Source organism: Paracoccus tegillarcae (genome assembly GCF_002847305.1).
Taxonomy (GTDB): Bacteria; Pseudomonadota; Alphaproteobacteria; order Rhodobacterales; family Rhodobacteraceae; genus Paracoccus; species Paracoccus tegillarcae.
On record NZ_CP025410.1, the window covers coordinates 18648 to 32450 of the forward strand.

General features: G+C 55.0%; 13 protein-coding genes. 2 read left to right on the top strand and 11 right to left on the bottom strand.

Annotated features, from left to right (window positions below; genetic code table 11):
* Positions 1-8: 8 nt before the first annotated feature.
* Entirely contained in the window at positions 9-605 is a 597-nt protein-coding gene (locus tag CUV01_RS19095) for a hypothetical protein (RefSeq protein WP_101462340.1), read from the top strand.
* A 34-nt stretch (positions 606-639) separates the two neighbouring features.
* Here the strand turns inward: CUV01_RS19095 and CUV01_RS19100 are convergent, their stop codons facing one another.
* The 6 genes from CUV01_RS19100 to CUV01_RS19125 all read right to left on the bottom strand — a co-directional run bounded on the left by CUV01_RS19100 (position 640) and on the right by CUV01_RS19125 (position 7744).
* Positions 640-1584, bottom strand: a complete 945-nt coding sequence (locus CUV01_RS19100) for a lysozyme inhibitor LprI family protein (protein ID WP_101462341.1) — start codon at positions 1582-1584, stop codon at positions 640-642.
* A 378-nt stretch (positions 1585-1962) separates the two neighbouring features.
* Complete coding sequence (locus tag CUV01_RS19105; RefSeq protein ID WP_198731955.1) at positions 1963-2628, bottom strand: hypothetical protein; 666 nt, start codon at positions 2626-2628, stop codon at positions 1963-1965.
* 137 nt (positions 2629-2765) lie between these two features.
* Positions 2766-4760: an ATP-binding protein gene (locus CUV01_RS19110; RefSeq protein WP_157994939.1), complete on the bottom strand. Its 1995-nt coding sequence runs from the start codon at positions 4758-4760 to the stop codon at positions 2766-2768.
* 979 nt (positions 4761-5739) lie between these two features.
* A complete protein-coding gene (locus tag CUV01_RS19115) occupies positions 5740-6258 on the bottom strand; it encodes a helix-turn-helix domain-containing protein (protein ID WP_101462343.1) in 519 nt (172 codons plus the stop codon).
* A gap of 81 nt (positions 6259-6339) precedes the next feature.
* On the bottom strand, positions 6340-6678 hold the full coding sequence (locus tag CUV01_RS19120) for a type II toxin-antitoxin system RnlB family antitoxin (protein ID WP_101462344.1): 339 nt from the start codon (positions 6676-6678) through the stop codon (positions 6340-6342).
* A gap of 10 nt (positions 6679-6688) precedes the next feature.
* Positions 6689-7744 carry a type II toxin-antitoxin system RnlA family toxin gene (locus CUV01_RS19125; protein ID WP_101462345.1) on the bottom strand — a complete coding sequence of 352 codons (1056 nt, stop codon included), beginning with the start codon at positions 7742-7744 and terminating at the stop codon, positions 6689-6691.
* A 623-nt stretch (positions 7745-8367) separates the two neighbouring features.
* On the opposite strand from CUV01_RS19125, the gene CUV01_RS19130 reads away from it, so the two are divergent.
* Positions 8368-8958: a recombinase family protein gene (locus CUV01_RS19130; protein WP_101462346.1), complete on the top strand. Its 591-nt coding sequence runs from the start codon at positions 8368-8370 to the stop codon at positions 8956-8958.
* Between the two features lie 35 nt (positions 8959-8993).
* Here the strand turns inward: CUV01_RS19130 and CUV01_RS19135 are convergent, their stop codons facing one another.
* The 5 genes from CUV01_RS19135 to CUV01_RS19155 form a co-directional block, all read right to left on the bottom strand.
* Complete coding sequence (locus CUV01_RS19135) at positions 8994-9848, bottom strand: hypothetical protein (RefSeq protein ID WP_101462347.1); 855 nt, start codon at positions 9846-9848, stop codon at positions 8994-8996.
* Positions 9796-10971, bottom strand: coding sequence for a DNA cytosine methyltransferase (locus CUV01_RS19140; RefSeq protein WP_101462348.1), 1176 nt, complete (start codon positions 10969-10971; stop codon positions 9796-9798). Before CUV01_RS19140 ends, CUV01_RS19135 begins: the two co-directional genes overlap by 53 nt.
* Positions 10972-11118: 147 nt before the next feature.
* Complete coding sequence (locus tag CUV01_RS19145; RefSeq protein ID WP_101462349.1) at positions 11119-11466, bottom strand: hypothetical protein; 348 nt, start codon at positions 11464-11466, stop codon at positions 11119-11121.
* A 73-nt stretch (positions 11467-11539) separates the two neighbouring features.
* Positions 11540-12790, bottom strand: coding sequence for a replication initiation protein RepC (gene repC / locus CUV01_RS19150; protein ID WP_101462350.1), 1251 nt, complete (start codon positions 12788-12790; stop codon positions 11540-11542).
* Between the two features lie 302 nt (positions 12791-13092).
* Positions 13093-13773, bottom strand: coding sequence for a hypothetical protein (locus CUV01_RS19155; protein WP_232962810.1), 681 nt, complete (start codon positions 13771-13773; stop codon positions 13093-13095).
* Between the last annotated feature and the right edge of the window lie 30 nt (positions 13774-13803).

Genomic DNA, 13803 nt, shown 5'->3' on the forward strand with positions numbered 1-13803 from the left:
AGAACAAAATGAACCAGCCGACCGAAACCTCGGGCCAGCTGTTCGTGATCGTCATCGACGAGACTTACGGTGGTGACGAGGAAACTTGGGAGGCCGATAGCGAACGGTATCGGCGACAGCTGGAACAGGAGTTCGAAGCGGTCTTTCAGGAGGTCAACGTCGGACCCGGGGCTGACATACCAGCCTTCCTGACCGAGGTGATCAACGCGAGAGTGCCGCTCTGGAGCGCTGCATTGGTCACGTTCTTCGCCGGCAAGAGGATCAAAGAGAACCTGGACGCTTGGACGGAGATGGCCTACGCCCTCCGTCGCTTCTTCGCCCGCCCCATCATTTTGGCGCGCCACGGCGCTGCAGTTCTCGCTTTGGAAGCAGTTTTCGATGAGTTGGGAGGCATGCCCAAGGTGGTCCGGCTTGTCCGCTATCGAGCCGGGCACCTGGAGGAGGATGGTTCACCCGCCCAAGCCGACCTCGGCGATGGAATAGAAGAGAATCCGCCAACCCTCAACTTGGGTTATGTGGTTCACCTCTTTGAGATCGAGGCGGACGGGGTATTTTTTCGTGTGTCGGTGGACGGCAAACGGGCACAAGTCTGGCGCAGCGCCTGATCTTGGAGGTCTGCCAGTCTGGGCCGGGTCTACCCTATCGGTCCCACCATCCGTCGAGGATGCCTTTGAGCTGGGTGATCCGATCACGGACCAAAGAGGCCTTCTCGCCGGCCCAGAGAAGCGGATACATCGAACCGCCCTCGACCTGCGAGGCGAGGAGACCGGCGTGTCTGTTTGCAAAATCGGCCCAAGCTGCTTGCAATTCTTGAAGAGCATCACCATCGATTCTAGGGAGGGCAGCTACTTTCCTCAAAATTGCCTCTAGCTCTTCCTCCTCACGGCGCAGGTCTTCGCCGGCAACTATGTTCATCCCGCTTTGCGTCTGAGGAACCGAGCCGCGGAGAACGTCGATTACGGACCAATCCGTTGCCTCGACAAACGTACTGGTGGCATCGATGAGGTCTGAAAGCTCCTTGGAGTCAAAGACAGTCCCGGTAGGAAGCTCGTGGGTTAGTACGTGGCGGACCTCGAAGAGTCGGGCGAGAGAAGTCATCATCACATCGTAATCGGCGACGATGGGGGGCAGAGGCCATTCATCCATTTCCTCTGTCCAGCGCGGATGGACCGTCTGTAGCCTGCCCGCAAATCCGCCGACCAGGGTATCCAAGATGTTCATGATTCCATCGACGCCACTGAGGGATACAGTATGGGCGACGAAATCTCCGATGGTCAGCTCGCGCCGGTCGACATGGGCAGCGAATGCGAGGTCGATCTTGGTGCCTTTGACGAGTTTCTCAGCACGCTCGAAGATGGCCTCGTCCCCGTCGACAAGCTCAGCGATCACTTCGCGCAGGAAAACCTCTAGAATCGTGACCAGTCGGATAGGCGCGAACTGAAGATGCAGGGGCGCGATCCCGGTAATGGCGTCAACCTCGGCGCGCAGCGCGTTGATTTGGCCGACCAATTCAGTGCCGAGGCGGCGATGCTCGCCGCGGCGGACGTTCCGGTCGATGATTTGCTGATAGGACGAGCGTCGCATGGTTGTCGAAGTATAGCCTGTGAAAGCGGATTTCTACACTCCTTCAGCACAAGCCAGCAAGTTCCCCACTTCCGACCTTCATAATGGCTTCTCTCGTACTTGCGGAAAATGGCTGCTTCGGTGAGCTGCGAGGTAGTGCTAGCGCGAAAAGTAAACGTCCGCTTTGGGGCGGCTCTTCTTGCTGCGACTGCAATCGCTGCTGGACGGTCGAATGTCGGTGATGGGCTCTTCGCGTCGATCTGCCGCCATGTGCAACGCGAGCGGTGCTGGGCTGCCTCTGACCCGCGCTCCCGGCCCAAAACGGTAAGTCGGCCGCAGCGCTAAGTGCTTAGATACAACTTACCTAAGGGGTAAGTAGCGGTCAATGTATGGACAACGCTACGCCCCGTTTGGCGATTTCAAACGCAATGCCGCGCAAGCCCATTCCAAATAGCGCTTTGAAGTACCTTCTAGGTATGTGAGTGGATCAATTTCGGATAAGACTATGTCCCGTGGCACCGTGAACTTGATTTGGTGACTAAGCAAGCAGCCGATAACATAGTCGTCAAATTCATCTTCGTGAAATTGACACGCAGCAAGCCCAAAATGTTCATTCAACAATGGATCAATATTTGAATATATAAAGTTCAAACACTCAGATTGCGTATCGGCGTCTCCATCATCGACAAAGTGCTGAATCTGATTTCGAAGTGCCGCAATCCGTCGATAACTAGCTATGTTCGGAATTTTAATTCCTGATGTGGCCCACAGTATGCTCGGCAACATCGAAAAATCGTGCGTTCGGCCATTCTTGAGAAGCCAGTTCAAATCAACTGCATCATTTGTTGTTTTTTCTCCAATATTCTTAAAAAGCAGCAAAGGATGCTCTTTAGCTATCAATGCCTTAAGAGTGAGTTCTCCCGCGTGAGCTGCCGCCAAAGGCGCGAGTGATTTCCGGTGCTCCATTCCAGGATCAAAATAGACGGCATCGGTGTTTGCCCTTGTCAGAGCATCAGTCGCAAGCCTAAGAATTCTTGTAGATATATCCCTCAAACTTTCGTGCATGATGTCATCACTTTTAACCGAGCACTTGCGGGTGAATGAAAATCAAGAGAGGTTGAGAGAAGAATTGAGATTTTTCGAGCACCGGACTCTTGTTGCGCAACATTGCCGGCACGATCACTTGCGTGCTTGCTTTAGTATCAATCATCTAGAAGAACCTTGCTGAAGGCCTGATTCCGTTTCTTCGCCATAGAAACCAAGGTGTCGTAACCAAACGCCTGAATGAAAATTTCGCCATTGTCGAAATACTGCGTCCAAATCTTGGGATCATGAGGATTCTGAAAATTGTGGCGCTTTAGAACTTTGATCAGGGTTGGGGTCAAATCAGCGATAATGAAAGCGCTACGGCGGGCAACTCGTTCGAACGACATATGGCCACCATCAGTTCTGGTGATGCCTCCCGCCCCGACTGCCTTTTCCAAAGTGTCGATGACCTGCGTTACCGGGTCCGACTTTGCTGGCCCAAAGCTGTAGTCATTACGGCTAGGCTTCTTGAACTCAACGATAGTCAGGGTAGTGCCATCTTCGTCGCCTAGCACCATCGTATCGTCGTAGAACAAGAGGTCAGTGACTTTGTCACCTTTCTTTCTTCCCCCTCCGTGCATCGTTCGGTCACTCGACACATACGGCAAGAAAGCGAGAGCATCGTCAATCAACCAAAGATTATGCTGGAAATATTCAACATTCACGCTGTCGCTAAATCGGCGAAAGATCAGGGAGTGAACCTCATCCTCAGCACCACGTGTTTTAGCGTCATCGAATTTTCGAGCGGCGTCGAGCAGCTCAATAATGCTCTTCCGATGAATGACATACTCGGCGAGCGCCTCTTTTTTTCCAGCATCAATGCGGCTCGCCAAATCCTTTATCTTGTCGGCATATGATGCTGGGTCATTGGCCGCCTCAGTGATCTGCTTGAGCAAATCGCCGGTGTTTCGGTAACGGGACAGCGCGAGGTCTTGAACAAATTCTTCCGGCCCCCAGTGGTTGGGTTTCTTTGCAACATACTCGGAAAGAGATTGCCCCTTGAGGCCCAAGCGGAGAATCGGATTTTCATGCAGAGCCACATTGAGTTTCTGAGCCTGTCCGGTCTTAATCTTTTCGATTTGCTGTTTCTCGCGGTCCTGAATCTTCTCGCAGACAATTCCTACAATTTCTTCAATCGCTTTTGGCGGAAGGTCCAGGCTAGTGCGAGAGTCGTTCAAACGCGTTTCAAAAGCTTCGCCTCGAACAACGGCCACAATGATAAACTTGCTATCGTCCTTGTCTACGAAATGTGTGGCGCCTAGCTTGTTTGAAAGGTCGCGGGGGTGTCCAACAATTCGATCCGCCGCCGCGAAAAGTAGACTATGGCTTTTGAACTGTCTTGTTTTGGGGATCTTTGTCAGTGTGTAATTCAGGGAGCACGTTACACCCTCAATAGTAGTGTCGATCTGGCCTGCAGCGTGTTCAACGAACACTGCCTTGAAATAGCTGGTGATGTTTTCCGGTTCATCATCGTCGAACTGAAGAAAAATCTCAGGCAGCCCGCGATACAGAAAATATGGCAGGAAGTGCGAGCCGATTTGGTCCTTCACATCCTGCTTTGATAGTGAGCCAATGAGTTCGAACCAATCTTTCAGAGGTTCATCCAGTTCGACACACATGCCACACCCTGAGAATTCAGGTTTGCCATCATGGAAGATGATCTCCTCATCTTGGGAAATGTCAAAACGGAAGGTCCTTGTTTCCTCTATAGTGGCGATCTCAAAGCGACTAGAATAGTGAATCCGAGAGAATACTTTGAAGGCAATGAAGCGCCCGAAGCCGCGCCCGCGCTTGCTAAGTTTATACCCGCTGAAAGGTGTCCGAAACGATTTATAGTTTTCCTCATTCAAGCCAACGCCATTATCTGTGACGCTAATCAGTATCTTTTTAGGATCGTTTAGGCTTTCAAATTTGACGAGAATTTTCCCCTTGCGAGATGCTTGATCATTGAAACGCTGCTCGATTCCATCCATCGAGTTCGAAAGCGCTTCGAAAACGGGCAACAGGAAGCCTTGCACGTTGACAGATAAATTGGTGCGTTCGAGAACTGCCAGCATGTCGGGCTTGATCAAGGTATCTGCATCATGCCCTAGCACTTTGTTACCATCCATCATGTTTCCCTAATGCGTTGTTCCGAGGGGATTATCGAAGGCTGCTTGCGACGGTATCAGGGAGGGAGGTTGGCGTCACGACGAAATGCCTCGGCTGTTCAAGTTCGTTGGAACAACCAGTTAGGAAAAACCGCTTGGAGATCGATGCCGGAGTTTGCTTCGCTGCGCTCTTCGGAGTGCTATCACTGTTGTGGACAGCGGACGCCAGTTGACCCTCAGATCCTGGCCAGCTTGGATCCATGCTGTCGCCACGGTGACCGTGGGCTTAGGCTGCGACCGGACATCCGTTGCTATTAACACGAACATTCGCAAAGGGCCGGGCGCTCACGCTGCACCTGCATTCGCTGCCGTCGGCATGAGTGTTGGCGATGGGCTCTTCACAATGATCTGCGCCGCTGCGTGACCCTGCAACCGTCATCAGGCTTGGTCTAGGCGAAGCCGACCGCGAGACGCCGATCAAGCAGGAATGTTGTGCCGCCGCTTCCCGGGACAAGCCATTCGTGACTCTTGCAGCATCCCGGTGCAGGCTTTGAACTTGTTGCGGGCGGCTGCCGGACAACCCTGAAGCTGCATATGCGGCTTGACGCCCTAAAATCGACCGTGAGCCCGAACGTGAAGCCGTTCTCATGAATGGCCTGGGCAGTTGGCGGGCAGCCCATCACGTTCTCGCCCGCGACAACCTGATCGCCCATGAAGTGGGGATATCCCTGCGCCGCTGTTTTTCGTCAACCGGCTTTCCCCTCGAGCGGGCCTGCCCGATGTGAAGTTCCGTTACAGGCTGCAAGACACCAAGAGAAGGGCCAAGGCAGCGGCTTGATCTTCGGCCCGGCACCGGCTTTCTTGCCTCCGGGCCATCATCGGCCCCGCACGGGAACGGTTACATGGCAGTCATGGACGATTTCCGCTCGAACACTGTGACGCGGCCGGATGCTGCAATGCGGGCCGCCATGGCCTCTGCCGAGGTCGGAGACGCGATCTATCACCGCAGTGAGCGCGACCACGCAGGCAGGTAAGGTTCGTCTTGATGGACGTCTCGTCTATAAATACAAGCCGTTCCGGCTGACGCCGCAGTGCAGGCAAGCGGCGCGTCAACCAATCGTGCCGGGCCTGCCTTACACTTGCGCGGCCCCGTCGCTGGCCACCAGCGATTTTTTTTATAGGTGAAGCCGAGCCGTGACAGCAGCGCGGCAATGGAAGAATGGTGAGCTTCGAGACCTTCCGCCATCGCCAGGGCGTCGCGCAGTTCGAAGAGCGTCATGTCAGGATCCTGGGTGACCAGTTCCTCGAAAAACGCCTGGAATGGCGCGAGCTTGCCTCGCCCAAGAGGGCGCCCCTGAGGCGCGGGATGAGCGTGGCCGCGTGTCCGGATCAGGCGTGCCCACCGTGCGCCTGTTGCAGGTGACAGCTTCAGGCGCATGGCTGCGGCACGGCCGCTCAGGCCCTCTTCGATATGGCGCTGAAACCGCGTCCGGAGCGCATTCGGCAAAGGTGCTGACATGACCCATTCTCCCCAAACAAGAGGAGCACAAACCGAGTCTTGCAGGAATCCCTCTGCGATTCACGTTGTTACCGAAACGCTTTAATGCATGAACCTCTTCAATTCGCTAGACGAGAGGACACTGCCAAGAAGGAACGCTTGATGGCTTTTGGCCATCAAATCTTGCCTCTCTCGAATGGCCGAACTTACATCGGTCTCTACGGCAAATGAGCTGCGATCAAAACCGGTCTTTTCAAACCTCATGGAGGCAAATCGATTTGGGGTCAGCCCGTTGACCGAAAGCAAGTCGAAAAGCACAATGCCCTCGAAGCCTAAGTTAGCAAGCTTCAAGGTGAGAAGTTTAATCTCACGTAAGGGGTGGAAATCTGCCGTGGCCGTAACCACAGCTATTTCACCAATTATGCGGACGGTTTCAATCATTGCTCCACTCTCATTGAATCAGCGCATCAATTGCTGAATACGCATCTTTTGATAAGCCAATAGCTGAATCCAAGGTATTTATCATTCTGCTGCCACCAGAGAATTCCTCCATGTGAAAAATTGCGTGGCGGTGCTTACGGTAAAAAGTATAACCATTGCTTAGCGATTCCGCTATTTTCTTTGAAACTTTTCCCTGATGCTCAAGTTTTAGGGTGCATTTCCCCGATGCTACATCAAAGAAGTCACCAAAGCCATTCTCGGCATCTTGAACCGACATATTGTGTTTGGCCATCTTGAGCTTCAGAATACCCTCAAGCGATCGCAAATCAGGATAGAGTAGAAGGCAATAGTCTGGCAGGTTAGGCGCAGCAAGCTTGACGCAGCAACTAGAAATCAAAAGTTTTTTGATATCATCAGGGATATTGACATAGCTATTGGGGAAGAAAGTCTTGAGGTAATCTTCAGCCATTTCTTTCCGGACAATATCCGCGCTACTTTCATCCTTACGATACAGGACTTGCTCAAGCCCCTTCAGGTCCAAAAGATCAGTAAGCATAAATATAACGCGCCGATAGCAAGAAAGAGGCTTGCCCTGAACCTGTAATACCCTTGTGCGACGATGGTGAGTAAGTTTAAGAGAGTCGTGATGTTCAACGCTCTTTAACGTTACTTGCTTGGTAAGTTCATCATTGCGATTAGTCGCAACTTCGACGCCATCTTCCATAAGATCTAAAATTGAATCGAATGACTCAGAGGTTATTCCTTTAAGAGCGTAGTTTACGTTCTCAAATTCAGCAGGATTAATTGTGGCCTTCAGGTGGACAGCTAGTTCCTCCCCTATCGGCTGGTTCTTTCCCATCTTCCATTGGATAGTTGTTGTGCCAGTCTTATTGAGGTGTAAATCCACGGTTGCAAACTGAGCGCCCGGACGACCAAAGACCAGCCTTTTGCGCTTGTCGGAGGTTTCGATTTCGCCGTCAATTGAATAACCCGCTGATTCAATGAATCGCTGAATGTGCTCATCCAGTGTCTCACGATCTATATTTAAGTCCTTGTAGTCAGTCATCTCATATACCTAGCAATGATCGGTAGCGCCCCAGTAAATGATTTGAAGATCTGGACGCGACATATTTTTTGGTTGTCAGGCTTTTCCGGTGGGCAACCAGACATAGGAGTAGTCTTCGACACCAGCAACGCTAATGAGGTCGACGCAAGGACGCGAAGGGCGGGGAAATCCTAGCTTTATGCTTTGACCACACGCTTGTCAATTACAGCGAAGGCCCGCTCTCCGCCCTGTCCTATGTGCGGGTCATGTCTGGTCCAACAAAGTGATCCTAGCTGAATGTCCGCTTCAACATTCTGGTAAGGTTGCGTTCGCATCAGTAGCGAATGACCGCTTTCCGCCCGACCTGCGGGTCTTGCCCGCCAGTCATTGCCATGTCCCCGAATGTCGGCTTGTCCAGATTGCCGCGGATACGACGCTGCATCGCCGAATGTCGGCTCTCCGCCCACTACGCATGTCGTCGCCCATGGAGCGGTGACCACAGGCCTTGTTGAGGGGCGTCCACGAGTAGATTTAGGGTATACCCCAGACTGACAGCCCGAGTGAACAATGATTGCGGGCGGATTTCTGTTTATTTTGGGTTCGTTCTGAGATAATGAGCAAATCACGTAGAAGGTCGACCCAAAATGAACAAATCCCGCTACATGATCGGCTATGCGCGAACCTCGACCATAGACCAGAACCTCGATGCACAGATGTTCGCCCTGAAGGCGGCTGGATGCAGCGTGGTCAGGACCGAGCAGAAGAGCGGAACTAGCCTTGATGGGCGGGACGAGCTGAAGACCATCCTCGATTTCATCCAGGCGGGCGAAACGCTGGTGGTCACGCGCATTGATCGTCTGGCGCGCAGCCTCAGCGATTTACAGGCCATTGTCACGAGGCTGAAGGAGAAAGGCGCCCATCTGGCGGCGACGGAGCAGCCCGTCGACACCTCGACGGCGACCGGCAAGGCGTTCTTCGACATGCTCGGGGTCTTTGCCGAGTTCGAAACCAATCTCAGGCGTGAGCGCCAGGCCGAAGGGATCGCTGCCGCGAAGGACCGGGGCGTCTACCGTGGGCGCAAGCCCAAGATCGATATGGACGAGATCCGGGAAAAGCTGAAGGCTGGTCAGTCTCCAACCAGAATCGCGCGGGACATGAAGATATCGCGGGGCACGGTCTATAAGGCGAAGGTCGCCCTCGATAACATGAAAGCGCGAGAGGCAGATCAGCCATAAAGACCAGTCTGGCAATCTTAACTTGCAGTATGTTTTTATTCTCGACGTATCGGCGTAAATGCGGACTGTCGGGCCACCACTCCATTGCGGGTTATGGTGGTCTGTCGTTCGGTCTCATTGCCGGTGTGCCTAACCTCGAATGATACCTCGTTCAGGTGTTCATCAAGGCCGCGAAAACATCGATGCATGGCGTCTAGGATGCCGACGTCTTGTATTTGGTTCGGTGCTGGCTTGGGGTTGTTCCGAGGTGACGGAACTGTGGGCGGAAACAGATAGATGCAAGGCGGAGTCAGATCGTATTGTGCGACCTCTGTCATGTCAGCCGCATCTGCGATTTTAGGGCAGGGACGGCCCAAAGTCCCGCAGATCCAGTCCCACACAATCAGACCATCAACCCGCTGCTGTCGATCGATGATCTCCGCGGACAGCCGGGTGTGAATCCCGGACCAGACATTATGCCTTGGGTTTGCGCCTGGGTTGGAGCAGACTGACCAGATCACGAACTCGGACGCGTGCGGGGGTCTGGTAAAGATGTTGGTGTTATTCCCGTCGAGACACCCCTTAAGCTCGATAACAGAAGTTCGTCCGTTATTGAGTGTAATGGTGTAATCGTGACGGTTTGCTTCTCCTGCTGATGTCCAGTCTGCAATGAACCCACCATCCTGCATAAAGCTAAGGACACGGCGGACAAACTCACGTTTCGGAGCCATCGTAGCCGCATATTGCCCGCGTAGCCGCTCTATCGCACCTCTGAACAACCCACTTTGATAAAGGTCGTGCTCATCGACATTTATTCCAGGAATCTCGTGCGTTCTCGTGCGGAGTGTTTCAGCAAGCTCAATTATCTGCTGTCGGAGTGCTGGATTCTGCTCGCACGGAATCTCGGTCATCTTCTGGCTCTTTCATGCTGCGAAGAACTGGCTCAACGATGTGTCGAGCAACATAGCGCACGACAGGAACTGCAACACCATCCCCCGTCAGGTGATAAGCCTCGTTATATGCGGCAGGCAGGCGATAAGAGTCTGGAAGGCCCATTAGGCGGGCGGTTTCCCGAGCCGAGATTAGACGCGACCTGATTTTAGACCCCTCAACAACCATGATCAGCTGACGTGATGATCCGCCCGCTGGTGTTCGCAGGCAACCAGCAACGTTATCGAACCGAATCTCCGCCCGCTGGACCTTCACGCCGTGCGACCACCGTGTCCGCTTGTAGACACCCCCGACCATACGAATACCGGCGGCTTTAGCAGTCTCAACTTTCGCGAGGTTAACTTCGGACATCATGCTCAGTAGAGCACGGGTTTCTGCCGCTGTGTGCCAAACGACGTCAGAGGGTTTTTCCTGAAGAATATCTGCAAATCGAACCTCGCGGTGGGGCGGCGGCGGCATGTCCCACCATACCCATCTTTCGCGGAGTTCTTCGTTTAGTGTTGAATGAGCCCGGCGCAGTGCGGTGCTGTGCCACATTGTAGGGCCGGATGCTGCCGCAGCCTCGTGGCCGATCTGAACACCAATCACGAACAACCGCGGACGGCTCTGAGGGACGAATAGTGCGGCGTCAACAACGATTGCTCCAAATAAATAACCTAAATCCGACATCGCTTGACAGATGGCCACAAAGTCAGTGCCTCCGTGCGATGTTAGCGTCCCAACAACATTCTCCAGGGCCATGACACGAGGAAGCCGACCCTCTTCCTTAAGTTCATTGGCGATCTGCATAAACGGCCAAAAGGTCCCCGATCGATCCCCTCGGAGCCCAGCGCCGCCGCCGGCGAGCGATAGGTCTTGGCATGGAAATGAACCCCAGATCAGATCCGCAACTCCCGGCAGGTCGTCGGGTCCAACTTGACGAATGTCGTCAACAACCAGCTCTCTATCACCCCAATTGTCGGCATAGGTGATGCCCTTGCGCCGGTCAAAGTCATTTGCAAACACACATGACCATCCGTCACCTAGACCAGCACGGACCATCCCGCCACCTGCGAAGAACTCATAAAAGGTCCGTGTGTTCATGCTTTTCGTTCCCTTTGTGTTCTCAACTTGTGATCCTATCAGACTAGCAGAATCTCTTGAACCCAAAATGGTTGGCTTGGCTGGCGAACGTTTCGTGCCAGACGGCAGCAATGTCCCGGTTCTCGGCGGTTTATGGACTATGCAGGTTCAAGGCGCGGAAACGGCATCAGGACGGCTTGCCGCCGCACGTTCGGTCACGCCCAGTTCCTCCGCGCGTCGCCAGAATTCCTGATGCGCCTTCGAGACCTCTCTCGCACGCTCGAGCACGGCCTGACGGGTGGCGTCCATGCAGATGAAATAATCCGTTATCTCGCTGAAATATCGTTCAAAATCGGCTGACACCATGTCGGCATAGTCCCGGAACTCGGCATCGCCGGAGGGAACATAGGGTTCCTCTGGCGGCAGGCAGATGCTGCTCGATCCCGCTGACAACGCGTGGACGGCGGCGGGAACGACCGCGAGGGCGATCGTGAGCGCCTGAATTGCTCTGTTCATCGGATTATCCTCCTGACCTCGATCTGGTCCTGCGGCAGCGGCACGAACTGGCACACCCATTTCTCAACCATCTCTATTTATTGTAGATTTTCCATTGCTTGAGCCGGATCAGGCTGCCGTGCAGGTTGAGCCCGCCGCGTTCGGCAATCCGCGTCATGGCACAGAGCATGGCGCCGGGCCGGCGCACGGGCTGGACGGCGCGATGCTGGTTGGCATCGATCACCAGGACGGTCAGGGCCGCCGCGAGATTGCCCATCAGCTGGGCCGCATCCTCCCAGGCTGAGGGTCTGATCCCGAGATCGGGCAGGATCGAGATGGCCGCCTTGATGAAATGTCGATCATCCAGCGCCTGGCCGGGTTGGCGGAACCCATCGAGATAGAGCCGCATGTCATCGCTGGCCATGCGGTAAAGCTCGTCGGGGCTGAAGGTTTCTGTCAGTTCGGGCTTGCGACCATCGCCGGGACGACGATCATCTTCTTCTCTGCAATCGCCCGTGCCGTCAGGCACTGGCGCAGGAAAATCATCGTCGGCCCGCTTGCGGGCCGTCCGCATGTCCCTGGCGGAGGAACCGCTACAAGAATCAAGACTCTTTAGGTTTGTATTTAGTATCGCCGGAACCCTGGATTCCGGCACGCCGGAAGATTCTGCACGACATGAGAGGAAATCCCGAAGGGCATCAAGGGTGTCCGTGATCTCCTGGAGATGGGCTTCGAGACTGTCGATCGTCCGGAATGCGGCGTAGCGGCGCGGCCAGCTGGCAAAGGACCGCAGGGCCTCGGGCAGCGCCGGATGCTTCGGATCGATCTCAATCAGATGCTCGATAAGCTGCCGCACGTCGCGCTTGGCAGCCGAGCATTCCAGCCGCAGGGCCTGGCAGCGACGCTGTTCAGCCTGGCGCAAGGCGTCGAGGCCGATCAGGTCCTCGACATGGCGGATCAGGGGCGCGAAGTTGATGCCGAGGCGACGGCCACCTGAAAGCTCAACGCCGGAGCGGTGTCCATCGGCGGCCGTGTCGATCTCGACGAGGCCACGGGTTTCCAGCTGACGCTCGTGTCCCCGCAGCGCACGATCCGTAATGCCAAGCTCGGCTGCCAGATCCTGCTGTGCCCGAAAGCAGACCGGATCGCGGTCAGGATCGGTCCAGTCGCTGACCGAGGTCGCGCGCATCATGCGCAAGAGCGCATCGCGGCGGGCGAGGCCGAGGCCGAAGGCACGCCTGGCGTGCCGCTCGATCAGTTCGACCAGGTGGTTGAAGGTGATCCCTTCCGGCAGCACAGGCCGGGCGGGTCGTGGCGCGGCTTGTGCCGCATGGCTCATTGTCATGTCTCTGCTCCTGTCATGGTCAGGCGCAGGAAATCCGGGCAAATTTTCTTCGGTCGCGCTGGCGCGTTTTTGCTTGATCTGCTTGTCGAGGGGGATTACAAATGAGCCTATCGTATTGGGCTATTCAGGTTTGGCGACCTGTTTGCATGATCCCCCCCGCCGGGTTCCCCGCGCGGGGGTTCGCTTTTTCGGGGTCTGACTGTCCTCGCTCGATGATTCTTGAAGAATTCTTATCGCGACAGGCTACATCTTCTGGTCGCAGTGGGCAATTCTTGATCCCGTCCGCGCTTTTGCCGCAATATCTAGTAGCGTACCAGCTCAAAACCCTGCGCGCCGAAATAGTCTGTCCACTCGACGCCAACGGCCCGATACCGGCCTGCGGCATCGCAGGGCCCCTCCTGGCGAAGGCCGGTCTCCATCCAGGCAGGAGCTTCGAGGATGCTCACGCCATCCCAGGAAAAATCGCCCTGCGTTCCATAGCTGCCTTCATTGACGCGGCGCTTGAACGTGAAGCAGTTCTCATCGCCGTCGCTGTTCCGCTGCACGCGCTGCCACCAGTCGATGTCATAGACCTTGATCGATCTCACGAAATCATAAGTCGGACCGGAGATATCGACATTGGCGCGAGAACCACCGGCAACCTGAATGGCCATATCTCGCATGATGGCTGCCTGCGGCTTGTAGGACTGCACCGGCAGTGCCGTGGCGCTGATGGACCAGAACTGCTCGGTTGGCGATTTGTCTTGGAAGGACGCATTCATCGGGCATCGCCAGATCTGAAGCGGAGGCTCGATCGGCCAGGGGGTGATGCGGCGAATGAATTCCGCACGTGCGGCCGCGCATTCCGCCGAGGCCGGCCAACCGCCTGAGAGGCACAGCAGGATAGCGCAGTCGATCGGGTAGGCGTTCACCGCAGTTGCTGGGCCGAAAATGCTGCACGAAGCAGCGAGGACAGTTCCGACCAGAGTTCTCTTCGAAAGCATGATCCACCTTACCTGCATAAACGCCTTTCG

Bases quoted from the DNA above. Each gene is read 5' to 3' on its own strand.
- CUV01_RS19095 (WP_101462340.1), top strand. From the start codon at position 9: ATGAACCAGCCGACCGAAACCTCGGGCCAGCTGTTCGTGATCGTCATC.
- CUV01_RS19100 (WP_101462341.1), bottom strand. From the start codon at position 1,584: ATGCGACGCTCGTCCTATCAGCAAATCATCGACCGGAACGTCCGCCGC.
- CUV01_RS19105 (WP_198731955.1), bottom strand. From the start codon at position 2,628: ATGCACGAAAGTTTGAGGGATATATCTACAAGAATTCTTAGGCTTGCG.
- CUV01_RS19110 (WP_157994939.1), bottom strand. From the start codon at position 4,760: ATGGATGGTAACAAAGTGCTAGGGCATGATGCAGATACCTTGATCAAG.
- CUV01_RS19115 (WP_101462343.1), bottom strand. From the start codon at position 6,258: ATGTCAGCACCTTTGCCGAATGCGCTCCGGACGCGGTTTCAGCGCCAT.
- CUV01_RS19120 (WP_101462344.1), bottom strand. From the start codon at position 6,678: ATGATTGAAACCGTCCGCATAATTGGTGAAATAGCTGTGGTTACGGCC.
- CUV01_RS19125 (WP_101462345.1), bottom strand. From the start codon at position 7,744: ATGACTGACTACAAGGACTTAAATATAGATCGTGAGACACTGGATGAG.
- CUV01_RS19130 (WP_101462346.1), top strand. From the start codon at position 8,368: ATGAACAAATCCCGCTACATGATCGGCTATGCGCGAACCTCGACCATA.
- CUV01_RS19135 (WP_101462347.1), bottom strand. From the start codon at position 9,848: ATGACCGAGATTCCGTGCGAGCAGAATCCAGCACTCCGACAGCAGATA.
- CUV01_RS19140 (WP_101462348.1), bottom strand. From the start codon at position 10,971: ATGAACACACGGACCTTTTATGAGTTCTTCGCAGGTGGCGGGATGGTC.
- CUV01_RS19145 (WP_101462349.1), bottom strand. From the start codon at position 11,466: ATGAACAGAGCAATTCAGGCGCTCACGATCGCCCTCGCGGTCGTTCCC.
- repC (WP_101462350.1), bottom strand. From the start codon at position 12,790: ATGACAATGAGCCATGCGGCACAAGCCGCGCCACGACCCGCCCGGCCT.
- CUV01_RS19155 (WP_232962810.1), bottom strand. From the start codon at position 13,773: ATGCTTTCGAAGAGAACTCTGGTCGGAACTGTCCTCGCTGCTTCGTGC.